The sequence below is a fragment of the Nocardia sp. NPDC046473 genome, from assembly GCF_040645995.1.
Classification (GTDB): domain Bacteria; phylum Actinomycetota; class Actinomycetes; order Mycobacteriales; family Mycobacteriaceae; genus Nocardia.
Window position 1 is genome coordinate 1 of record NZ_JBEYZJ010000007.1, and the last position, 21,495, is coordinate 21,495.

Sequence of the window (21,495 nt, forward strand, 5' to 3'; positions counted from 1 at the left end):
GGTCGATCAGGCCCGCCGGGTGGTCCGGGGGGCGGTGTGCCCGAGGATCTGCACTCTGTCTCGGGATCTGCACTCGGAATAGGGCCCTAAAGTCTCAGTGCAGGTCCCGAGTGAGGGTGCGGATTCTGCTTTTGGCTGGGTGAGGTGGGGTGCCGGGCACTCGTGGCGGGTGCTGTATCCGGTTTCGACCACGGATCCGCGCCCTCTCTCGGAATCGGCCCGGCGCTGGCCCTGGTCCGGGTGCACAACCCCGACACGGGGTGCGGATTCTGCTGCCCGCGTGGGGGATTGGCGGCCGCTCACTCTTTGTGTGACCTGCTCACCAGGTATACAGAGTGAGCGGGTTACGCAAAGGGTGAGTGGTTCAGGTTGTTCGCCGTCGAAGCGCTCGCGGGCGCGTTCCACCCATCGCTGTGCTTGCCTCGGCAAAGGCTTCAGTCAGCACACCGCCGCGGTCGGCTAGCCCAAATCTGTGTCAGCGCGCTGCTGTACCCGGTTTCGACCACGGATCCGCATCCTCTCTCGGCATCCGCCCGGCACTGGCACTAATCCGGGTGCACGATCTCGACACGGGGTATCGATTCTGCTGCCCGCGTGGGGAATTGGGGACCGCCCACTCTTCGCGTGACCCGCTCACCCGGTATGCGAAGTGTCCGGGTTACACAAAGGGTGAGGGGGGCAGGTTATTCGTCGTCGATGTGCTCTCGGGCCCGCTTCACCCATCGCTGCGCTCGATCGAGTTGTTTTTGGGCAGAACGCAATTGATCCTGGGCTGTGCGTTCGGCTGCGCGGTTGAACTGGCGCTCTTGTTCGGCCTGTGCGAGTGCTTCTTTCAGGTCGGCGATCCGAGAGTCGATGTCGCTCCGCTGATCTGCTGTGCTCTCGGCGTCTTTGTGCGCTGAATCTCTTGCCGCGCGGGCGGATTCGAGTGCTTCCAAAGCGTCGTTCAGTTCCTGGCGCGGGTTGTTCTCGGTGGGGGCAGGAGGGGTGGGTGCCTCCTTTTCGACCGCGACCAGGCCGGGGGCGGCGGGGCCGAACCCGTCGTAGGTTGCTGCGGTGGCCAGTGTCCCGGAATGGACCTGCTCGGCGACGTCTGGGTCGGCCAGTGCTGCGTTCAGTGTCTGCCCGACCTCGCGCAACACGCCCTCGTTCACCGGGTGCTTGTGCTCGGCGGCCAGCGTGCCCGCCTTCTTGGCCAGGGCGTTGACTGCCTGTTGCCGCTGCGCGGTGAGGGTGCGCAGCTCGGCGCCGGACAGTTTTCGCTGCGCCGAGCGCAGCGCCGCACCCAGTTGTAGCAGCGCTTCGACGTCGTCGGGCGCCTCGCGGGCCAGCAGATTCACCGTCCACGCGGTGACCGTCGGTTTGCGGAGTTTGCCGATGGCGGCCGCGAGTTCCTTGTCGCCCGCCTCCTTGGCTGCGTCGACCTGGGCCGTGCGGGCAGCGACGAACTCGCGCGGAGCGAGTCCGTACAAGTCGCGGGCAACATCGTCCAGCGTCATACTGGCCAAGCGTAACGACTCGGTCTGTCGAAGCGAAAGAACTCACGTGTTGGACGAATGTCCACGTTATGGGTGATACGCGAAAGGCATTGCTAGTGAACTCTTTTGGATTCCAATTGCTCGGCCGTCTGCTTCCGAGCATCCTCGGATACGCCCTCCTCGGCATGTGGAGCACCTGGTAGTCCGCGCTACCCCGCAGTTCGATATCACCCGTAGCGCCGATGCGGCCGTACTCGGCGTCCGGGTATCCTCACCGCGTTCGCGAGCGGCGTGAATGTGTTCGGTGAGAGAGGTTTTCAGGTGAAGTTTCCAGGAGCGAGGCTGCTGGCACGCGTGGTGCTTGCCCTCGTAGCGGTGGCGGCGGTGATCGTCACGGTCGTCGGTTGTTCGTCGGCCAAGGAAGACAGCAAGTCGGGCTCGGCCAAGGTCGGTGACTGCATCGTCAAGGGCGCCTCGTCCGACGCCAAGGCGGAGACGGTCGACTGCTCGTCGGAGCAGGCCGTCTACAAGATCGCACAGACCTCCGACAAGAAGATCGACTGTGCGACGGACTACTCCGGCTACCAGACCGGCGGCGCCTTCCTGTGTCTGGCGCCCAATTTCAAGCAGGGCAGCTGCTACAACGAGACCAGCAGCACCGCCGTCAAGAACGTGGACTGCGGTTCCACCGAGGCCACCTTCAAGGTGGTGAAGCGGATCGACGGCCAGGCCGACGAGCTGCTGTGCGGGGCCGACGCGGACAGCTTCCGCCTCATCTCCGAGGCGCCGAAGACCACCTTCTGCCTCGCCAAGCCCAAGGCCTGATCATTCCAGCAGGGCGACCGACGCGATCCGGTGCAGCGTGAAGTGCCGGATCGCGCCCGTCACCGGGTCGAGCGCGTCGAGCTGGCCGTTGCCGACCTTGAGTGGTTCCACCACGCGCTGCGTCGCGACGCCGGATGCGTCGACATAGCCGATATTCACCGAGCGCCGCACCCGCGCGGCCAGTTGCAGCAGGGCCAGGGTCGCCGCGGTGTTGGTGCGGGTGCCGTCCATCCGCACCGACTGCCCGGAGCGCGCGCTGGTAGCGCGTTCGGCCGCGCGTAGTTCGGTGACGAGCAGTTCCAGCTGTTCGGTGCTCGGCGGCGTCGGCCGCCACGGCGGCCTGGCGTTGGGCCGGGCCGAGATCCGGGCACCGCGCTGGCGCAGATCGACGATGATGCCCGCCGAATCCTCGCCGGCCGGTGCGAAACCGGCCGCGCGGAGCTGCTCGAGCACCTCGCCGAGTGGTGCCTGGGCGATGGCTACCGTCGGCGCGATGGCCCGCAGCGCCAGCGTCCCGGCCACCGGCGCGGCCAGCACCTGGGCCAGCAGCGCCGGGTCGTCGCTGCGCAGGAACGACTGCGCCATCCCGGCGCGCAGCTGTCCGTGCCTGCGGGCGACGTCGTCGATCAGGTAGGTCAGGGCCTGCGGAATCGGGGTCCGCGAGTGCTTCGTGAACAGCGCGTGCAGTTCGGCGGCGGTGAGCCCGGCATCGAGCGCGCGCCGTACCGACGTCTCGCTGATTCGGTAAACCGTTGCCGCACCGGCGGATTCGACGTCGGCGACCAGCTCGATCCGCTGCTGCAGATCCGCGGTGAGCGGGCCGGGGGCGATCACCGTCAGGTCCGCCTGGACCAGCACGTGATCGACCGGTGCGGGCAACGCCGACTCCATGGCCGCCTCGGCATCGGCCGCGCTGGTCGGCGCGCCGTGCAGCAGCGCGCGGGCCGGCGAGCCGAGCGCGCCGCGGCCGACGAAGCCCAGCGCCTCGGCCTCGCTCAGCGTCTGTTCCACCGCCTCCAGCCGAAAGTGCCTGCGCCAGCGTGGTTGTCGCCAGGCGAGCACGCGACCGATATCGGCCGGAGTGAGCGCGTTGCCGGACGGATATTCGGCGAGCAGGCCGAGGATGGCGTGCCGGTCGCGTGGCGCGTGCGGGGTGCGCAGCTCCAGCGAGAGGGCCGCGAGGGGTTTGTCATTGGCGTCGCGCAGGCCGATCATCCATGGCATCCGGTCCAATTCGAGCCACGCAAGGGCCAGCACGGTCCAGCGCCGGGCCAGCGGAGCCTCCAGCCAGGCGTCGATCGCGGGCGTCGGCGCCCAGAAGTCGTCGGTCGAGTCGACCTCCGGCGGTGGGTCCGGCAAACCCTTTTCGATCAGTCGCGCGGCCGCCAGCAGTTCGACCAGCAAACCCGCTCGCGGCTCGTCGACGCCGGCCTGCTTGGCGATGCGGCGCAACTCCCGCACGCCGAGTCCGCCTGCGCGCAAGGCGGGTGCGGGCGCCTGACCGAGGATGTCCAGGATCGCGGCGCAGTGCCGCAGCAGTTCGCCCACTTCGCCCGCGGCGACCGCGTTCACGTCGGCGGCGGTCTGCTTCTTCGGCTTCGGGGTGGGTGGGGTCAGCGCGTGCGGATGCGTGACCGGCTCGTTGCGCAGCACCTGACCGACGGTGACGGGCAGTTCCACCGTCTCGTCGTCGATCCGGTTCAGCAGCCTGCGGGTAAGTAGCTGCTGGACCGGGCGGTCGGCCGGGGTGCCCGGCGCGGCGTCCCTGGTGCGGCCGCGCGGACCGGTGGTGGCCAGCTTGTCCAGCAGGGCCCGCGCCGCCGAGGTGAGTTCGGGCAGCGCGTCGCGGACCTCGGGTTCGGTGAGCGAGTCCGGGATCTCGGTGGTGCTGCCGATCGGCCACGGCAGCGCCTCGACCGCGGCCGTGATCAGATGCAGCCCATCGTCGCTGGTCCACACCAGTGCGCGGGCGGTCAATCGCTTGATCGCCGCTTCGATCGCGGCGGCAGGCACGCGTTCGTTCAGCTGCACGTGCAACTCGTCGCGGGTCAACGGAGCGCCGTTGCTTTCGGTCCGCGTCACCCCGTGCACCGCAAGGGTTTCCAGGATCGCGAAATCGAGCGTGTCCAGGTCATCGGTGGCGCGCAGCACGGAAGCGCGCTGCTCGGCCCGCGCGGCCAGCACGGCCATCGACGAGGGCAGCGGCACAGCCAGATCAGGCCGGAGTTCGAGCAGTGTCACCAACTGGGCATCACTACGTGCACCGAGCCATCCGGCAAGGGAGGTCGCGGTCATCCGATCCAGCCTACGGTCTTGCTCGGTGGCCCGCCGGTGCGGAGCCGGGCGCACGGCGGATGCCCAGGTCACGATCGATTTCGAGCGCACATCGGTAGCCCGTCGAACACCGGCTGACGCACGCCCTCGGAACCGTCGATTTGCCAACGCGAAGAGTTTGCCGACTAGGTCCAGCCTGACGGGTCAGCGAGACCGCGAGCCGCTAGCATGTGGTTGTGGTGAACAAATCGAAGAAACCTTATGTCGACAACGGCTGGCCGAAGGTCGCCGAAGGTGACCACGCGGTCACCGAACTCTCGTCGACCCGTTCCGGTGGCCTCTCGCCGTACGGTGAGGACACCGAGTTTCCGGTCCCGGCAGATCAGCTGCCTTACATGCACCCGAACACGGTGATCAACCGCTGATTTCCGGACGGAAAAGTCCGAAGATACGAATAAGGCCCCGCATCCGAGGATGCGGGGCCTTATTCGTGAGTGGATCAGGAAGGCAGCAGACCCTTGTTCGCCTCGTAGAAGTTCACGATGGCGGGATCGAGCTTGGTGTTGCTCGCCTTGGCGGCGTTGAAGAAGTCGAAGGCTTCCTTGGGCACCTGGACGCCCTGGTTCTGCACGACCTCGAGTGCGCGGTCGACGGCCGAGAAGACCTGCTGGGTGCTGTCCGGCGCGGCCTGAGCGGCCTGCGGCGCGGGCGAGGGGTTCCAGCGCGGGGATTCGCTGGCGGCGGGAGCGGAGCGCGGGGTGGGCGCGCTGCTCAGACCCAGTTTGGAGGAGCAGCTCGGCCAGGCTCCCCAGCCTTGGGAGGCGAGAACCTTCTCGGCCACTGCGATCTGCTGCTCGCGGGAGGCCTGGTTGGCGGTGGCCGCGTACTCGCCGCCGCCGTGGGCCTTCCAGGTGCTCGGGGAGAACTGCAGTCCACCTTGGAAACTGTTGCCGGTATCGATGCCCCAGTTACCGCCGGCCTCACACTGTGCGAGGCGATCCCAGTCGGAGTCGGGTGCCGCGCTGGCGGTGCCAGCGAGGGCCACACCTGCGGTCCCCATGATCGCACCGGTCACGGCAACCTTGGCTACCGTGCGACCGGTGGAGCTTGGCTTGCGATGGCGTCCACTCATATCGGGTTCGTCTTCCTCTCGACGCACCTACGAGGTCATCGGTATGGGCTGGACTGAGAGGTCGTCATGCCCGCCCTCGCCCCTACGTTTCCGTCGGGTTTCCGGTGCCCGCGGGGCGAGGTTCGGTGCGGCGGGCCGGTGTGTGCCGGTTGTCCCGGCTCGCTAAGAACGGTACGACGATCGGCGGGAAAAATCACCATTTGGTAACCGGCGTGTACGAGCGGGTCTCGGTGCGGTCTCGGCCCGGAGGTCGGTCCTTCTTTGCAGCTAGAAGCGGTGCGCTCAGACCAGTGCCCGGTCGTCACCGGCCCGTGACCTCTCCGTTATGTGACGAGGATCACAACCAGGATTTGGTAACGACAGACTCGGGTAACCCGTTCGCAGCGCATCGGTGACCTCCGGGTCAGATCGGCGGTTATCGCCAGGTCGGATCCCCAGGTGACGACCGGGTAACTCAGCGCGAACGCCTACCTGAACGCAGCGCGTACAGCACCGCGACCAGGAATCCCAGCGGCGCGAGCATCGCGGCGAAGTAGAGCCACAGCCCCGGCGATCCGTCGGACAACACCGGGATCAGGAAGATCGCGATGATCGCCAGCAATCCCAGCGCGAACAGGCCGAGCGCGAGCTGTAGCAACCAGTCACCCGGCCTGCGCTGCCCGCCCCCGGTCGACGAGGGTTCGGCGTCGTGCGGCGGTGGTGGAGCGGAAGGGTTCGTCACCGGACGACCGTAAAACTGATGTGCTTGCGTTATAGGCACCGGGGTAGACTCGTAGGCAAGCGCGTCCCGCATCACTGCTGGGCGCGTTCTTTTCGCAAACAGACGTGAACCTGTGCGCGGCGTTGTGCCGCACTGGGTTCCGTGGACAGATGTGCTCGGGCCGGTGGGGTTCGAGTTTTTCGATGATGAACAGGTGAGCGCAGTGCCGACCGGCAGGGTGAAGTGGTACGACGTCGAAAAGGGCTTCGGCTTCCTTTCCCAGGACGAGGGTGAGGACGTCTATGTCCGTTCGTCCGCGTTGCCCGAGGGTGTCGAGGGACTCAAGCCGGGCCAGCGCGTCGAATTCGGCATGGCCGCGGGCCGTCGTGGACCGCAGGCGTTGAGCCTGAAGCTGCTCGAGGCCCCGCCGTCGGTTCGACAGGGGCAGGAGCGTCAGGAACGCGAGCGCGTCCGCAAGGAGCCCATCGCCCGCAAGCACACGCCGGACGAGCTGCACGGGATGGTCGAGGACATGATCACCCTGCTCGAGGCGACGGTGCAGCCGGACCTGCGCAAGGGTCGTTACCCGGATCGCAAGACGGCGCAACGCATTTCAGAGGTCGTCCGCGCGGTCGCACGCGAACTCGACCACTGAATTATCGGCCGCGTGGCCGCGGCGTGTTCGCGGCCACAGGGGCCAGCATCGCGTAGCGATTCGATCAGGGGTGGTGGTCGGGCGACGGGTGGGCCTCCCGTCCGAGCGGCCGAGACTCGCGCCTACGGCGCATGCGCTTCGGCCACTCGGACGTGAGACGGGCCGCGAACGGCGCTCGCAAAACTCGCGCTGTGCTTGCTCGGCTTGTCGAGTGACGTCGCCAGTCGGTCGTATGCCCTAGGCCGCGGTGCTGATCGACCAGGCCGCGTGCGGGAGGTAGAACTCCTTGCCGGTGTCCTTGTCCCGCGCCAGGATCGGCAGCTGCAGCTCGACCCCGACCAGGCGCAGGTCCGGTTCCGGATGCGAGTCGATGCTGACCGCCAGCACGCCCGCCGCGAAGTCGGTGTGGCTGATCACGCGGTCGATCCGGTCACCGTTGGGCAGTGCGTAGACCAGCTGCGCCAGCCACGGTGCGTCGGCGATCTGCTTCGGCAGCGACAGCTGCAGCGGGTAGTCCTTGGGCACGTCCAGCGCGACGGTCTGCCCGTAGCGGCAGTCCTCCATCCGCACCGAGCAGTACACGTACGGCGTGACATTCACCGTCTTGCCGTGGGCGTATGCGGTGATCACCGGATCGTGCTCATCCGCGTTGCGGACCAGCACCACCAGGACCCCGACGAACGCGACGGTGACCACTAGGAGCGCGGCAAGGATCAGCGCGCCGATCGCGCGCGGGCTGAGCTTGGTCACACCGCCACCCCGCGGACAGTCGGCTCCGCAGTGAGCACAGCTGCTGTGTCGATGGTTCGCTCGCTCACTGGCTGGGGTCTCCTATTCCTCGTTGGATGCGGGTCGTCTCGCTGCCGCTCGTCCCGGGTCGACGGTATGCGTTCGAAGTCTGTGGCATCGGCCGGGTCTGCGGAACTTCCTGTTCCGCGTGTTGCGGACGATTTCCGCCGAGGCCGGGCAGCAGCGAATGACCGCGGTAACTGACGAAGGTCTGCACCAGGCCGATCACGAGTATCGCAGTGACGACCGCGAACCCCTTCCAGTAGTCGGTCGGCAGCAGCACGCCCGCCGCGCCGCCGACGACCCAGCTGAGCTGCAGCACGGTCTCCGAACGGCCGAAGCCGGACGCGATCGACTCGGGCGGCAGATCGTCCTGGATCGAGGCGTCCAGCGACACCTTCGCCAGCGCGCTGGTGCCCGCCGCGACCAGGGTGGCCAGCGCGGCACCGAGCAGGTTGTTGGCGAACGTCGCGAACAGCGCGACCAACGCGCAGGCCGCGGTACAACCGAGCACGATCAGCGTCGGCTTGCCGAGCTTGAGCCTGGCGCCGGTCGCATTGCCGGCGAAGTTGCCGATCGCCGCCGCCGCGCCGACCACGCCGAGCATCGCGGCCTGCTGGGCCGGGCGGTGCTCGGTGGCCTTGGCCACGAACGCGACATAGAAGGTGAGGAACCCGGTCAGCACCCGGATGGCGCTGTTGCCCCACAGCGAGGTCACCACCGAGCGGCCGAGCGGCTGCCTGCGTTTGCGCGGCGGCGTCGCGGCTTCCTTGTCCGGGGAGAGCGCCTCGGTGGGCGCGTGATAGCTCAGCGTCGCGGGCACCTCGCCCTCGGTGACCTCGACCCAGGACGGGATGCGCAGGCTGAGATACGTTCCGGCGCACGCGATCACCGTCGCGAAGATCAGTGCGCCGCTGGAGCCTGCGATCGCGGCGGCCAGCGCGGCGATCCCGCCCGCACCGATGGTGCCGCCGACCAAACCGAAGACCGTGAGCCGAGAGTTGGTGCGCACCAGGTCGATATCGGGTGGCAGCACCCGCGGCGTCACGGCGCTCTTGAGCACCGAGAACGATTTACTGCCGATCAGCATGCACAGCGCGAGCGGATACAGCGCCCAGCTGTCGAATTCGAGGATCAGCACCACCGCGACCACCGCGCGCAATGCGAACGAGGTGGCCAGCGCCACCCGGCGCCCGTGCTGCAGCCGGTCGAGCATCGGGCCGATCAGCGGGGCGATCACCGCGAACGGGGCGATCGTGATCAGCAGGTACAGCGCGACTTTCGTCTTGCTCTCCGCGGTGGCGCTGGCGAAGAACAGGGTGTTGGCCAGCGAGACGGCGACCGCGGCGTCGAGGGCGAAGTTCGCCATCGTCGCGTAGGTCAGCGCGGTGAGGCCGGATTTGTCGGCGCCGTCCGCCTTCGCCGCGCGCTGGAAGGTGGCGATGCCTTTTTCGGTCAGCTGGCGGCCGCGCATGGCGGCGACGCGGGTGACCGTGAGTTTGCGCGGAACACGTTGCGGAATGGGAGTTTCGCCGGCGGAGTCCGGCTGCTCGGGCAGCGGCGCGGTGGGCGGCGGCAGCGCGGCCTTCGGCTCCGGGCGCGGCGGTTCTTGGTGGCGCGGCGCTTCCGGAAGACGTGGCGGTTCCGGACGATGCGGGAAGACGCGGCGCGGGGTAGTGGCGTCCGCTGGATCGGGCACATGGTCGTCGTCGCGCCGGGCTCCCCACTGCGGTGCGCCGTGACGACGGGTCTTGGCGTCCGCCGGATCGGGCGTGGCGTGTCGGCGGGTCTCCGCTTCGGCGAGGTCGGGTGATTCGGCGCGCCGGGCCTGCGGGTCCAGCCGGTCGGGGTCGAGCGGTGGCAGCGGCCCGCGGCCGGACGGGGTGTTGGGTGGTGGATATCGATCGAAACCGGGGTGCCGTTCGATCGGTGGGTACTCCGCGCCGTCCCACCGATCACGGTCGGGACCGGAAGGTTCGCGGGGAGTAGTCACGTCTTCAATTCTGTCGTACTTCGGTGCTGGGCGTTCACTCGCTCTCGAAGGTGTCGGCGGAAGGTGACGTTCATCGCGTCGTAGACGGCGGTGCATGTCACCGGACTTCCCCGCACAGCGAATCGCATGCGAATCGTTGTGCGGGAAGTCACGGCGATCCGGCGGGCACGAAGCGGACCTCGAAGGTGGTCGGCCAGTTCTTACCGGCCAGCAGGAACCGATCGGTGCCGGGAATCTGGGCGATCCCGTTGAGCGTGTCCTCCCCAGTCGGGATGATCGTGCGCGGCAGCAGACCGCTCGCGTTGATCTGCGCGAGCACCTCGCCGGTGTCGGGATCGATGCGCAGGATGTGGTCGCTCGGCCAGTCGTTGGCGTAGACCGAACCGTCCTCGGCGCAATCGAGTTCATTGAGCCGCGCGTTCTGATGACTGGTGAGCCGGATCGAGCCGGTCGGCGCGAAGGTGACCGGATCGCGGAAGGTGAGCGTGTCGGTGCCGTTGCTCATCACCAGCCGGCCGCGGCGGGTGCACAGGCCCCAGCCCTCGCCGTCATAGGACACGCGGCCCACTTCGGCCAGCGTGTGCGGGTCCCTGGCGAAGGCCGTGTGGTCCTGCCAGGTCAGTTGCCACAGGATGTCCCCGGCGCGAGTCAGTCCCTCGCCGAAGTACGGCGCGGGGAGATCGACCCGGGCGAGTTCCTCGCCGGTGTCACGGTTCGTCGCCCGCACGCTCGACGCGCCCGGCAGGCCGGTGCCTTCGTAAAGCACGTTGCCATCGATTTCCAGACCCTGAGTGAATGCGTGCGGATCATGCGACCGGGTGGCCACGACCTCGACATTCATCGCGGGCGACGCATCTTGCGCGGCCCCACACCCGCTGAAGATGACCAGACCGACCAGCACACCGATGGCCAACGTCCGCCGATTGCGTTTCATACGGCAAAATGTAGGCCGTGAGCGCAGTTTCTGTTTCTGAGTCCGGTGTCAGGCCGATTCTGGCCGATGCCGTCGATCTGGCCCGCCGTGCGCTCCTGGAGTTGGAACCAGCCGGAGTCGGGGCGCACCTCGGCGTGGCTACCGAGGACGACAGCGCGGCAACCCACCGCTTCGAGGCCACGCTGCCCGGCTATCGCGGCTGGCAGTGGGCGGTCGTGGTGGCGGCCCCACCGGAGGCCGACTATGCGACGGTGAGCGAATCGGCGCTGCTGCCGGGGCCGGACGCCCTGGTCGCGCCCGACTTCGTGCCGTGGGACCAGCGGATCAGGCCCGGCGATCTGGCGCCGGGTGATCTGCTCGCCCCGCCGCCGAACGATCCGCGCCTGGTGCCCGGCTACGTCGCCAACGGCGACCCGGCCGTCGACGAGGTCGCCCTGGAGATCGGCCTCGGCCGCACCCAGGTGCTCAGCCTCGAGGGCCGCGAGGAGGCCGCCGAGCGCTGGTACGGCGAGTTCGGCCCCGACGCCGACATGGCCAAGGCGGCCCCGTCCACCTGCGGCCTGTGCGGCTTCTACCTCCCACTCGCCGGTTCCCTGCAGGCCGCCTTCGGTGTCTGCGGCAACGCCATGGGCGCCGACGGCCATGTCGTGCACGCCGCCTACGGCTGCGGCGCCCACTCCGACACCGTGGCCCCCACCGGCGGCGGTTCGCCGCTGTACGAGGCGTTCGACGACGCGGCCGTGGAAATGATCCCGACCGAAGCGCTGGCCGCACCGGTCGAGGAAACTCCCGCGGCCGACACCGAATCTGTGGACGCGCCTGTCGCTGAGGTCGCTTCGGCGGTAGCGGATGTCGACGCGGCACCCATTGCGGAGGGTCCCACCGCCGAGATCGATGCGTCGGCAGTGCCGGATGTCGAGGCCGTTCCGAATGCCGAAGCCACTGTCGCCGAGGGCGAGTCGACGGACGTAAGTGTCGCGCCGACTGCGGAAGCAAACGGCGTCGTCGAATCGGCTGCGGCTGTCGTCGATGCGCCGAGTGCGGACGTCGAGTCGGACGGTGTGTCCGCGAACGCGGACGTGCCAGCCGGTGACGAAGGTGGCGCTGCCACCGTGAGCACCGGGTCTGCCGCGGACGGTGCGGTAACCGCGGAAGCCGAGTCCAGCGTCGAGGTTGTGGCGGAGCCGAGCGTGGAAGAGGCGGTGCTCGCCGATAGTGGTGACTCCGTTGTTGCTCCGAGTGCGGATGCGCACGTTGGCGACGAAAGTGGCTCGGCCACTGCGAGTATCGCTGCACCTTCGGCCGACGCGAGCCAGGCAGACGCCGAAGTCGCAGCCAGCCCGGCCGACGCCGGCGTGGATGCGGCGCAGGCGGCTTCAGGCGACGAGCCGGTCGTTGACGGCGATGGCCGGGCGGTCGAGTCATCGCCGCAGAACTGACCGAGACGGCCGATCCGTTCGGCACCTCGGGGTTGCGGGCGGGAGTTCTTGCCGCGTGGCGTGATTCGCCGACTCGGTTGCGGGAGGACGCGGCGACCGAGGCGGATCTGGTGCGCGCCGGTTATCGTGATCGGCTGCTGACCGAGCTGGCCCAGAACGCGGCGGATGCCGCAGCCAAGGCTGGTGTCGCTGGTCGGCTGGTGGTGCGGCTGGTTGGCGACGCCCTGCATATCGCCAATACTGGTGCGCCGCTGGATCTTTCCGGCGTGCACGCGCTCACCGCGCTGCGGGCGTCCGGGAAGTCGGAGGTCACGGCCGTCGGCCGGTTCGGTGTCGGCTTCACCGCGGTGCTCTCGGTCAGTGACGAGATCGAACTGCGTTCGGCCACCGGCTCGCTCGTATTTTCTCGCGATTTGACCTGGGATGCGCTGCGGCAGCACGACATCCGTATCCCCGACAGCTCGGCCGGCGACACTGCGGACGGGTTCGCGCCGCCGGTGCTGCGGATGGCCTGGCCGTCCGAGACCGCGCCGATGGACGGCTTCGACACCGAAGTCGTGCTGCGCCTGCGCCCGGACGTGGACGCCGACGCACTGCTCGCGGGTATGCACGCGGAAGCCATCGACCTGTTGCTGGAACTGCCCGCACTGCAGCACATCACGATCGATACCGCGGAATTCACCAGCACCACCACCGATCTCGGCAACGACCTGCAGGAGATCCGCGTCGACGGTCCCGACGACGCGCACCGGGCCTGGTGGCAGTACCGCGCACCGCACGCCCGCTGGCTCCTCCCGCTCCGCAACGGCAGGCCCACCGCCGCCGCCCCGGATGTGCTGCGCGCGCCGACCCGCTCCGACGAGGAACTGTCCCTGCCGGCCCTGCTGATCGCCGACATCGCCATGCAGCCGGACCGCCGCCGGCTCCTCCCCGGCGCCCGCCTCACCGAATTAGCCCTCGGTTACGCGGATTTCGCCCGCGCCCTGCCGCCCCGCGACCGCCTGGTCCTGGTCCCCACCCCCGCCTTCGCCCGCAGCGAGGCCGACGGCCTGCTCCGCGAGGCTCTCGTCCGAGAGCTCCAGACCCACCCCTGGCTGCCGATCGTGGTCGCGCGTCCCGTGACCGCCGATGCGGGCGACCAGGCGGCTGAGGACCCGACTGGGGGCCTGTATGACCCAGTGCCGCAAGGCGGCCGGCCCACAGCGCCCAGCGGGCATCAGTCCGCGCCTGCCGAATCTCCGGTCGACCAAGGGTTGTTCGACGCCGCGGGTGATCCGTATCCGCCAGAGAGCGGTGCTGGACCGGCGTGGCCCGATGAGTCGGCCGACCGTGCGGCTGCCGAAGTGCTCGGTGGCGCAGACTTGTTCGACGTATCGGCCACCGAGTCGGTCGATGTAGCCGTGCCGACGCGGGCGAGTGCGCTCACCGGACTGACCGAGGAATTGGCGCGCCTGCTCGACGATGTGGTCGGCCTGTTGGTGATTCCGGAGTTGTCCGGCAGCGGGCATTCCGAGGCACTCGGCGTGCTGGATGTGCATCGACTCGGACTGGCGCGGCTGGCGGAGGTGTCGAGCGGTCTGCAGCGGGCACCGCACTGGTGGTATTCGCTGTACGAGGCGCTGGAGCCGTTCGTGGTGGATCCGCTGGCCGCCGAAGAGCTTGGGGCGCTTGCGGTTCCGCTGGCCGACGGGCGGTTGGTGACCGGTCCGCGGACGACCGTGCTCGATGATCAGCTCGAGGTCGCGATTCCGGTGCATTGGGCCAGGCTGGTGCATCCGGAGGCCGCGCATCCGCTGCTGGCCAGACTCGGCGCCCGTTCCGCGACTGCCGAAGATCTGTTGAGTGAACCCGATCTACGCGCCGAGCTGGAAGATCACCCGGAGGACGCGGACACCATCGACGCGGTCCTGCGCCTGGCCGTGTTCGCCGAGCCGACCGCGCTCCCGTCCTGGCTGAGCCTGATCGAATTGCCCGACGTCAACGGCGAATTGCGCCCGGCCGACGAGCTGCTGCTGCCGGACGCGCCGCTGCGTGAGCTGCTGATCGAGGATTCACCGTTCACCGCGATCGACCCTGCCGTGGTGGAAGGCTATGGCGCGCAGGCGCTGCGGGCCATCGGTGTCGGCTGGGACTTCACCGTGGTCGCCGAGTCCGATCCGACCGGACCGGACCACGATCTGGACGACGAAGACCGCTGGTGGTCGACGCTGTCGGACGATCCGCCGGAATTCGCCGCGATCCGCGATCTCGACCTGGTGGACGATGCCGCATGGCCGGAGGCGTTGTGGCAGTTGGCTTCCGCGCCGCTCACTCGCCGTCTGCTCACCGACCGCGACGGTTACACCGCCTGGTGGTTGCGTACCAATGCGCGCATCGACGGTACGCCGCTCGGTGTGCTCCGGCACCCGTCGGACACCGAATTCGCCGAGCTGCTGCCGACATTCACGGTCCCCGGTCTCGCCGACGACGCGACTGCCATGCGCGCGATATTGGCCGACCCGGCCGTGCTCACCCCCCAGCTGGCCGCGGCCCTGCTCAACGCGCTCGCCGATCCGTCGAAAACGCCTACTCCCGAGGTGGTTTCGCGTACGCACGCGAGGTTGGCCGGAGCCGTCGCCGCGGAGCAGCTGGATCTCGGTGATCTCGACCTGCCCGATCGAGTGCGCGCACTGTCCGGTGCCGTCGTCGATCCGGCGCAGGCTTTCATTCTCGATCAGCCATGGTTCGGCTTCGCTATCCCGCCGGATCGCCTGGTAGCGGGCGACATCGACACCGCGCCCGCCTTGGCGACCCTGCTCGACCTGCCGCTGGTCTCCGAGTCCGTCACCGCCGAGGTCCTGACCACGGGCCGTCGTACCACCTGGTCCGCCGAGCCACTGGGAGTCGTACTGCGACAACTCTTCTCGTTGCCACCGCAGGTCGGCGACCTGGTGCTGCACGATGATCTGACGGTGCGCCTGTCCGGCGCGATCGACATCACCGCTTCGGTTCCCTGGTGGCGCGAGGGCGACACCGTGCACTTCAGGGTGCAGCAGTAGTTTTCCGGGGAACCGGCGAATCCGACTGTGCCGCAGCTGTTATGCCGCGTACTCGGCGATCATCTGGCTGAGCAGATCGAGCTGCGAACGCACGCTCTCGCTGTCGTTGTCCACCAGCCAGCGCAGCACGACTCCGTCGATCACATTGAGGGTGAATCGGCTCAACGACTGCAGCGGCACCGACCACTGGTTCGCGGTCGCGTCGCGCGCGTGTTCCAGGATGTCGGCGACGGTGGAGTCGTTGAAGTTGTACTGCTCGCGGGCGATCGCGAGTTTCGCCGGAGTTTGCTCACCCTCGCGCAGCGCGTAAGTGGTGGTTTCGTAAGTGAGCAGCTGACGTTCCGGAGTGGCCTCTATGTTCAGCCACATCAGTTCCAGTCCGGCCCGGATCAATTTTTGAAGTGCTTCTTTTCCACTTCCGACGTCTTGCCATACCGTTTCATTGGCGTCGACAGAATCACGTAATTCCATCGACAACGCCTTGACCAGCTCGGTCATCAGCGCGTCCTTGTTTTCGAAACAGTAATGCACCACACCAAGCGAGACGCCCGCCGCTTGGGCGACATCGCGCGTGGTCACGCCCGCAACGCCCTTTTTTTCGGCAAGACCGATAGCGGCCTCGATAAGGTGGGCCCGTCTTTCTTCGACGCTCAATCGGGAGGACACCCCAGGGAGTTAAGCGCCCAGGGAGCGTGCAGTCAATTCGCCGGTAGAAAAATCTCGACTGGACGAGTGACCAGTTGTATGGTTCGCTGCCATCAGGATCGAAGGAGACGCGTATGCCGCTGTCGCGCAGAACCGTTCTTGCCCGAACCGTTGTCGGTTCGGCGACGCTGGCCGCCGCGGCGGCGGTGCCCGCCATGTCCGGCCCGCTCGGCGCACCGGCCGCGGCCGCCCCTGGTTCCGGTGGCTATGAGATCGGTGTCGGGATTTCCGACATCACCGGCCCCGCCGCGGAATGCGGAATGATGGGTTATTCCCAGCTCGAGCAGCAGACGGCCGGTATTCACCTGCGTCCGAGGGCCAGGGCGTTCATCATCGGCAGCGCCGGACAGCGCGTGGTTTTCGTGGTCGCCGAGAACGGCATGATCTTCCAGTCCGTGCACCGCGGCGTGCTAGCGGAGCTGGCCCGCCGGTTCGGCGATCGGTACACCGAGCAGAACCTGGTGCTCACCTCGACGCACTCGCACGCGACCTGCGGCGGCTCCAGTAACGATTACGCATACAACCTGTCCATCTTGGGTTTTCAGCAGCAGGTGTACGACGCGGAGGTCAACGGCATCGTGGAGGCCATCGCGGCCGCCGACGCCGACCTCGGCCCCGGCTCGCTCGCGCTCGGGCACGGCGAGCTGCACGACGCGAGCGTCAACCGGTCGCGGGTGGCCTGGGAGCTCAATCCCGTTGCCGACAAACAACACTTTCCCGAGGCTATCGACCCCGCGGTGACGGCGCTGTCCCTGGTCAAGGGTGGCCGGCCGGTCGGCGCCATCACCTGGTTCTCCACCCACTGCACCTCGATGACCAACGAGAACCGGCTGATCAGCGCGGACAACAAGGGTTACGCGTCGTTCTCCTACGAGCACATCGAGCACGGCGTCCGCTACCTCGACGGCGCACCGGATTTCGTGGCCGCCTTCGCGCAGACCAACGCGGGCGACATGTCCCCGAACCTGAACCTGCGCCCCGGCTCCGGCCCCACCGAGAACGAGTTCGACAACACCCGCATCATCGGCGAACGCCAGTACCAGGCGTCGAAAGACGCGCTGGCCCAGGCGCGGTCGATGGGCGGACCGATCGACTCGATGCTCTGTTACATCGACCTGGCCGACATCGCCGTCGACGGCCGATTCACCCCCGACGGGCAGCCGAGGCACACCGCGACCGCAGCTGCGGGCGTCTCGCTCATCGCGGGCAGCGTCGAGGACGGACCGGGTTTCCCCGGCGCGCCCATCCCGGAGGGTGTGCGCAATCCCTTCCTGGACGCACTCGGCGGCGCCAACACCCCGACGCCTGCCTGGCTCGCGGATGCCCAGGCGCCCAAGGCCATTGCCGCGCCGCTCGGCCTGATGCCACCGGTGGCGTGGATTCCGAATGTGCTGCCGATTCAGATCGTTCGGCTCGGCGAGCTCTACTTGGCCGCCGCCGGTGGCGAATTCACCATCACCTCTGGGCTGCGGGTGCGCCGCGCGGTCGCGGACGCGCTCGGCGTGCCGCTGGAGCAGGTGCTGATGCAGGGCTACGCGAACGCCTACCACGAATACGTCACCACCCCTGAGGAATACGACTCGCAGCAGTACGAGGGCGCCTCGACCATGTTCGGCCGCTACACACTCTGCGCCTATCAGCAGGAATTCACCCGGCTGGCAACGGCATTCGCCGCCCGTCGGCTCGTCCCGCGCGGCCCGGCCCCGCGCGACGTGTCCAACCTGCAGCCGAACTTCCAACCGGGCGCGGGCCCGGACACCACTCCGCCCGGCCGCAACTTCGGCGACGTTTTGACCCAGCCCGCCCCGGCCTGTGCCCGCGGCACCCAGGTCGCCGCCGAATTCGTTTCCGCCCACCCGAAACACAACACCCGCCGCAACAGCACCTTCCTGGAAGTGCAGCGGCAGCATGCGTCGGGGGAGTGGGTGCGGGAGGCCAACGAGGGCGAATGGGCGGTGAAGTTCTTCTGGAGCAAGCGCGGCGCTGCCGAATCCGTGGCGCGGTTCACCTGGGACATCCCCGCCGACGCGACGCCGGGGCGGTATCGGTTCCAGCACTACGCCGACAGCCTGAGCCCCGACGGCGTGCTGCATCCGTTCACCGGTACTACCAACGACTTCGAGGTCGGCTGACGCCGGTGCGAGGTCTACAGCCCGGTCTGCGCGCCCTTGTCGCCGCGGCGCGCCCCGCGCCGCTGGATCAGGAAGATCCCGAGCGCGAGCACGCCGACCACCAGGCCCATCAGGCAGACCGGCAGCACCGATGCCCATCGGTCACCGCTGGCCCACACCACCAGGGTGGCCACCAGCCACAGCGCACTGCCGACCGCGAGCACCGGGCGCGGATCGGTCAGCCGCGGCGGGATCTGCGGCACTTTCTCAGTCACGGCACCAGCGTAGCTGCGAGAACGCGCGTCCGACGCGCACCCGTCCCGTATCGTTCAGCTCTGTGACAACGCCATCCGATGTTCGAGCCCTCGCCGGTGAGCTCTCACTGGCAGTGGTTCGACTGACGCGTCATCTGCGCGGCCGCCGCGCCGACTCCCAGATTTCGCTGACTCAGCTCTCCGCCCTCGCGACCCTGGCGCGCGACGGCGCGATGACACCAGGGGCGCTGGCCGCCAGAGAACGCGTGCAACCGCCGTCGATGACGCGTGTGATCGCCTCGCTCACCGACCTGGGCATGGTCGAACGCAAGCCGCACCCGACCGACGGCCGCCAGATCATCGTCTCGCTGTCCGAGGCGGGCAGCGCGCTCATCGCCGACGAGACGCACGCCCGCGAGGCCTGGATGACCGATCAGCTCTCCAACCTCACCGAAGAGCAAATCGTGGTGCTCACCCGTGCTGTCGGCATCATGAAGCAGATCGTTGCCGAATCCGAATGAGCTGTTTCAACCCCTAGCGCGCGCCGAACGGCTGGTCACTGTCCACGATGTCGCGCCCCAGCGGGAACAGCGACAGCGGGATGAGCTTCAAATTGGCCCAGCCGAACGGGATTCCGATGATCGAGATGAACAGCGGAATGCTGGTCAGCAGGTGGCCGAGGGCGAGCCACCAGCCGGCCACGATCACCCAGATGATGTTGCCGACCAGCGATCCCGCGCCCGCACCCGGCTTCTCCACCGTGGTCCGGCCGAACGGCCACAGCGCGTAGGCCGCGATCCGGAACGACGCGATGCCCCACGGGATGGTGATGATCAGGATGCAGCAGATGATCCCGGCCAGGATGTAGCCGAGCGCCATCCATATCCCGACGAACACGAGCCACAGGACGTTGAGGATCAAACGAATCGGCGCCATATGCACATGGTGCCAGCCGGACCGAGAACTGGGCATCAGGGTTTCCCCCTAGCCCAGAACCCGCTTACCCAGCCGCCGACAACGACGAGCGGGCGTCGAACCTTCGACCGGTGAGGTCCGTCACAAGCGGACCGCGACAGGGCGTTCCGTCCAGGTCGTAGAACATCGCACTCGCCGAGCCGAGGAACTCGTCGTCACGCACGGTCACCTCGAATCGCACAACACCCCGGCAGATCGATTCCGGATGCGCGCGGTCGACGGTGAACTCGATGAACGCGCCCGACACCGTCGTGCCATCCGCCTGCCAAGTGCCCATGCCATTGCTGTCGCTGGTGTTCCGGTTGCCGTGATCCGGATTCGACTGGAGCATCGTGCCGTCCGCGTGGAACATCATGACGTGGTGCGCGAACGGGGCATCGTCGGCGCGCACCTCCCACACTCCGACGATGCTCATCGCGTCGCGCACAGGTCGGCCAATATCGTTATGCCACGCTCGATCTCGGCGTGGGATACGTTCGCGAAACTCAGCCGGATGCTGTTGCGTGGTGCGTCCGCCGCGGCGTAGAACATGCTGCCCGGCAGGAAGGCGACGCCGGCGTCCAGCGCCCGGCCGAGCACGAGCTCGGCGTCGAAATCCTCAGGCCCCTCGACCCATACGAACATTCCGCCCTCGGGCTCGGTCCACGAGAATCCGGCCGGCAGGTGCCCGCGCAACGCCGCGGTGAGCGCGGCCAGCTTCGCTGCGTAACTCTCGATTGCTCGCGCCAGATGGGCGGTACCGTCCGCGCTGCGCAGGAAGGCCGCGGCAATCGCCTGGTTGAAGGTCGAGGTCTGCATATCGATGCCTTGCTTCAACGCGAGCACATGTTCCAGCAGGTGCTCCGGCAGCACCGCGATGCCGGTGCGCAGTGCTGGGGCAACGGTTTTCGACAGTGACGTGATGTAGACGGTGTTGTGTGGTGCGTAGGACCAGAAAGCGGGCAGCGGGTCGCCCTGATACCTGAGGTCGACATAGACGTCGTCCTCCACCACCGTCGCACCGTGTCGCACAACAACTTCGGCGATCTGCCTGCGGCGCACGGCCGACATGGTTCGCCCGGTCGGGTTCTGGAAGGTCGGCAGCAGATAGACCATTGCCACCTCCTGACGGGTCAGTGCGGCATCCAGTGCCGCGGGCAGGATGCCCTCGTCATCCGACTCGACGCCGGAGACGACTGCCCCGTGACTGCGGAACACCTTCACCGCGGGCCCGTAGGTCGGAGTCTCCACCAGCACCACCGCGCCTGGATCGAGTAGCGCCATGCACGCGCTGTGCAGGGCGCCCGAGCCGCCCGTGGCGATATGCGTCAGCCCCGCCGGGGCGGTGATCCCCCGTTCCCGCAGCAGCAACTGTGCCTGGTCGAGCAAGGGCGGAAAGCCCCGGGTCATCCCGTACTGCAGGGCCGAAGTCCCGTATTCGGCAACGACATCGGCGGCTAGCGTGGCCACCAACTCGCCAGGCAGCAAGGCCGGATCCGGCGCGCCGACGGCGAACGAGATCACCTCCGGCCGCAGGGCCAGCGTCGTGAAGATATCGTCGATCGGCCCGCTGCGCACCGCGGCGGCGCCGCGACTGATGACGGCTGTCACAGACCCGCGCCCACCGTCGCCAGCTCACGTCGCAGCCGGGCGACCGCGTCCGCGACAGCACGGTCGTGCTCCGGGGTCAGCACCACGTCGTCGTTGAACATCGGATCCGTGCGCATCTCCACCGCGACGAGATCCTCTGTGTCACTGAGGTTTACCGCGGCATGCACCACCCCCTCAGGGATGTACACGAACTCCCCGGGGCCGTGCGGGTGGGGCGTCAGATCCGGGCCGGCCAACGTCGCCGCACGGCCGCGCAGGCAGATGACGATGATCTCGCTGTGCGCGTGGTAGTGCGCCTTGGACACCTTCCCGGGCGGCATATTCACCATTCCGGCCGAAATACGTTGACTCCCAGCTATTTCCCGAGTGATATATGGGACGAGATGCTGCCCTTGCCTGCCGATCTCGTTCGCGACATCGGTTGCGGCGACTACTCGTACTGCTCTCGGAGTGTCAATCATCAGCTACCCCATACTGTTCGGTCGGATGTAGCTGAACTTAAGGGATTGGTACCGTGCGGAACTAATCCAGAAACCGAGTTCATCCAGCATTCTCCGGCGCGTCTCCGCCCGTCGATCTACCCGCTACCGTCGGCCACGGGGC

19 protein-coding genes and 1 pseudogene are annotated in these 21,495 nt (G+C 67.9%); 7 read left to right on the top strand and 13 right to left on the bottom strand.

Annotation, left to right across the window (positions count from 1 at the left end; all coding sequences use genetic code 11):
* Positions 1–683: 683 nt before the first annotated feature.
* The gene (locus ABZ942_RS25030; protein WP_357385929.1) at positions 684–1,499 is read right to left on the bottom strand and encodes a hypothetical protein; all 816 of its coding nucleotides are present in this window, start codon (positions 1,497–1,499) and stop codon (positions 684–686) included.
* A 300-nt stretch (positions 1,500–1,799) separates the two neighbouring features.
* Here ABZ942_RS25030 and ABZ942_RS25035 point away from each other — a divergent pair, with 300 nt between their 5' ends.
* Positions 1,800–2,303, top strand: a complete 504-nt coding sequence (locus ABZ942_RS25035; protein WP_357385931.1) for a hypothetical protein — start codon at positions 1,800–1,802, stop codon at positions 2,301–2,303.
* On the opposite strand, the gene ABZ942_RS25040 is transcribed toward ABZ942_RS25035, so the two are convergent.
* Complete coding sequence (locus ABZ942_RS25040; protein WP_357385933.1) at positions 2,304–4,598, bottom strand: helicase-associated domain-containing protein; 2,295 nt, start codon at positions 4,596–4,598, stop codon at positions 2,304–2,306.
* Positions 4,599–4,813: 215 nt separating this feature from the next.
* Here ABZ942_RS25040 and ABZ942_RS25045 point away from each other — a divergent pair, with 215 nt between their 5' ends.
* Complete coding sequence (locus ABZ942_RS25045) at positions 4,814–5,002, top strand: hypothetical protein (RefSeq protein WP_040731009.1); 189 nt, start codon at positions 4,814–4,816, stop codon at positions 5,000–5,002.
* Between the two features lie 74 nt (positions 5,003–5,076).
* Here the strand turns inward: ABZ942_RS25045 and ABZ942_RS25050 are convergent, their stop codons facing one another.
* Both ABZ942_RS25050 and ABZ942_RS25055 read right to left on the bottom strand, forming a co-directional pair.
* Positions 5,077–5,709: a resuscitation-promoting factor Rpf1 domain-containing protein gene (locus ABZ942_RS25050; RefSeq protein ID WP_357385935.1), complete on the bottom strand. Its 633-nt coding sequence runs from the start codon at positions 5,707–5,709 to the stop codon at positions 5,077–5,079.
* 454 nt (positions 5,710–6,163) lie between these two features.
* The gene (locus tag ABZ942_RS25055) at positions 6,164–6,430 is read right to left on the bottom strand and encodes a hypothetical protein (RefSeq protein WP_357385937.1); all 267 of its coding nucleotides are present in this window, start codon (positions 6,428–6,430) and stop codon (positions 6,164–6,166) included.
* 202 nt (positions 6,431–6,632) lie between these two features.
* On the opposite strand from ABZ942_RS25055, the gene ABZ942_RS25060 reads away from it, so the two are divergent.
* Complete coding sequence (locus ABZ942_RS25060) at positions 6,633–7,064, top strand: cold-shock protein (RefSeq protein ID WP_357386810.1); 432 nt, start codon at positions 6,633–6,635, stop codon at positions 7,062–7,064.
* 237 nt (positions 7,065–7,301) lie between these two features.
* Here the strand turns inward: ABZ942_RS25060 and ABZ942_RS25065 are convergent, their stop codons facing one another.
* The 3 genes from ABZ942_RS25065 to ABZ942_RS25075 form a co-directional block, all read right to left on the bottom strand.
* Complete coding sequence (locus tag ABZ942_RS25065) at positions 7,302–7,814, bottom strand: DUF2771 domain-containing protein (RefSeq protein ID WP_357385939.1); 513 nt, start codon at positions 7,812–7,814, stop codon at positions 7,302–7,304.
* A gap of 64 nt (positions 7,815–7,878) precedes the next feature.
* Positions 7,879–9,846: an MFS transporter gene (locus tag ABZ942_RS25070; RefSeq protein WP_357385941.1), complete on the bottom strand. Its 1,968-nt coding sequence runs from the start codon at positions 9,844–9,846 to the stop codon at positions 7,879–7,881.
* Positions 9,847–9,994: 148 nt separating this feature from the next.
* Positions 9,995–10,780: a glutaminyl-peptide cyclotransferase gene (locus tag ABZ942_RS25075; protein WP_357385943.1), complete on the bottom strand. Its 786-nt coding sequence runs from the start codon at positions 10,778–10,780 to the stop codon at positions 9,995–9,997.
* Positions 10,781–10,797: 17 nt separating this feature from the next.
* Between ABZ942_RS25075 and ABZ942_RS25080 the strand changes: the two are divergent.
* A pseudogene (locus tag ABZ942_RS25080) lies at positions 10,798–11,532 on the top strand (DUF3027 domain-containing protein); the annotation flags it as partial.
* A 719-nt stretch (positions 11,533–12,251) separates the two neighbouring features.
* Positions 12,252–15,257 carry an ATP-binding protein gene (locus ABZ942_RS25085; protein WP_357385945.1) on the top strand — a complete coding sequence of 1,002 codons (3,006 nt, stop codon included), beginning with the start codon at positions 12,252–12,254 and terminating at the stop codon, positions 15,255–15,257.
* 39 nt (positions 15,258–15,296) lie between these two features.
* Here the strand turns inward: ABZ942_RS25085 and ABZ942_RS25090 are convergent, their stop codons facing one another.
* A complete protein-coding gene (locus ABZ942_RS25090; RefSeq protein ID WP_357385947.1) occupies positions 15,297–15,911 on the bottom strand; it encodes a TetR/AcrR family transcriptional regulator in 615 nt (204 codons plus the stop codon).
* Between the two features lie 125 nt (positions 15,912–16,036).
* Between ABZ942_RS25090 and ABZ942_RS25095 the strand changes: the two genes are divergently transcribed.
* Positions 16,037–18,094 (top strand): neutral/alkaline ceramidase, encoded by a 2,058-nt coding sequence (locus ABZ942_RS25095; protein WP_357385949.1) that lies wholly within the window; start codon positions 16,037–16,039, stop codon positions 18,092–18,094.
* A gap of 14 nt (positions 18,095–18,108) precedes the next feature.
* Here ABZ942_RS25095 and ABZ942_RS25100 read toward each other — a convergent pair whose 3' ends face one another.
* Positions 18,109–18,348, bottom strand: coding sequence for a DUF2530 domain-containing protein (locus ABZ942_RS25100; protein ID WP_357385951.1), 240 nt, complete (start codon positions 18,346–18,348; stop codon positions 18,109–18,111).
* A gap of 62 nt (positions 18,349–18,410) precedes the next feature.
* Here ABZ942_RS25100 and ABZ942_RS25105 point away from each other — a divergent pair, with 62 nt between their 5' ends.
* Positions 18,411–18,848 (top strand): MarR family transcriptional regulator, encoded by a 438-nt coding sequence (locus tag ABZ942_RS25105; RefSeq protein WP_357385953.1) that lies wholly within the window; start codon positions 18,411–18,413, stop codon positions 18,846–18,848.
* A gap of 13 nt (positions 18,849–18,861) precedes the next feature.
* Here ABZ942_RS25105 and ABZ942_RS25110 read toward each other — a convergent pair whose 3' ends face one another.
* From ABZ942_RS25110 to ABZ942_RS25125, 4 genes are all read right to left on the bottom strand, one after another.
* The gene (locus ABZ942_RS25110) at positions 18,862–19,263 is read right to left on the bottom strand and encodes a YccF domain-containing protein (RefSeq protein ID WP_357385955.1); all 402 of its coding nucleotides are present in this window, start codon (positions 19,261–19,263) and stop codon (positions 18,862–18,864) included.
* A gap of 64 nt (positions 19,264–19,327) precedes the next feature.
* The gene (locus ABZ942_RS25115; protein ID WP_357385957.1) at positions 19,328–19,717 is read right to left on the bottom strand and encodes a hypothetical protein; all 390 of its coding nucleotides are present in this window, start codon (positions 19,715–19,717) and stop codon (positions 19,328–19,330) included.
* Positions 19,714–20,892, bottom strand: coding sequence for a PLP-dependent aminotransferase family protein (locus ABZ942_RS25120; protein ID WP_357385959.1), 1,179 nt, complete (start codon positions 20,890–20,892; stop codon positions 19,714–19,716). Before ABZ942_RS25120 ends, ABZ942_RS25115 begins: the two co-directional genes overlap by 4 nt.
* A complete protein-coding gene (locus ABZ942_RS25125) occupies positions 20,889–21,353 on the bottom strand; it encodes a cupin domain-containing protein (protein WP_357385961.1) in 465 nt (154 codons plus the stop codon). The genes ABZ942_RS25120 and ABZ942_RS25125 overlap by 4 nt, the downstream gene beginning before the upstream one ends.
* Between the last annotated feature and the right edge of the window lie 142 nt (positions 21,354–21,495).

What these genes read in the sequence shown, in the direction of transcription:
- ABZ942_RS25030 (WP_357385929.1), bottom strand. Translation starts at nt 1,499, where the DNA reads ATGACGCTGGACGATGTTGCCCGCGACTTGTACGGACTCGCTCCGCGC.
- ABZ942_RS25040 (WP_357385933.1), bottom strand. Translation starts at nt 4,598, where the DNA reads ATGACCGCGACCTCCCTTGCCGGATGGCTCGGTGCACGTAGTGATGCC.
- ABZ942_RS25050 (WP_357385935.1), bottom strand. Translation starts at nt 5,709, where the DNA reads ATGAGTGGACGCCATCGCAAGCCAAGCTCCACCGGTCGCACGGTAGCC.
- ABZ942_RS25075 (WP_357385943.1), bottom strand. Translation starts at nt 10,780, where the DNA reads ATGAAACGCAATCGGCGGACGTTGGCCATCGGTGTGCTGGTCGGTCTG.
- ABZ942_RS25095 (WP_357385949.1), top strand. Translation starts at nt 16,037, where the DNA reads ATGCCGCTGTCGCGCAGAACCGTTCTTGCCCGAACCGTTGTCGGTTCG.
- ABZ942_RS25110 (WP_357385955.1), bottom strand. Translation starts at nt 19,263, where the DNA reads ATGGCGCCGATTCGTTTGATCCTCAACGTCCTGTGGCTCGTGTTCGTC.
- ABZ942_RS25115 (WP_357385957.1), bottom strand. Translation starts at nt 19,717, where the DNA reads ATGAGCATCGTCGGAGTGTGGGAGGTGCGCGCCGACGATGCCCCGTTC.
- ABZ942_RS25125 (WP_357385961.1), bottom strand. Translation starts at nt 21,353, where the DNA reads ATGATTGACACTCCGAGAGCAGTACGAGTAGTCGCCGCAACCGATGTC.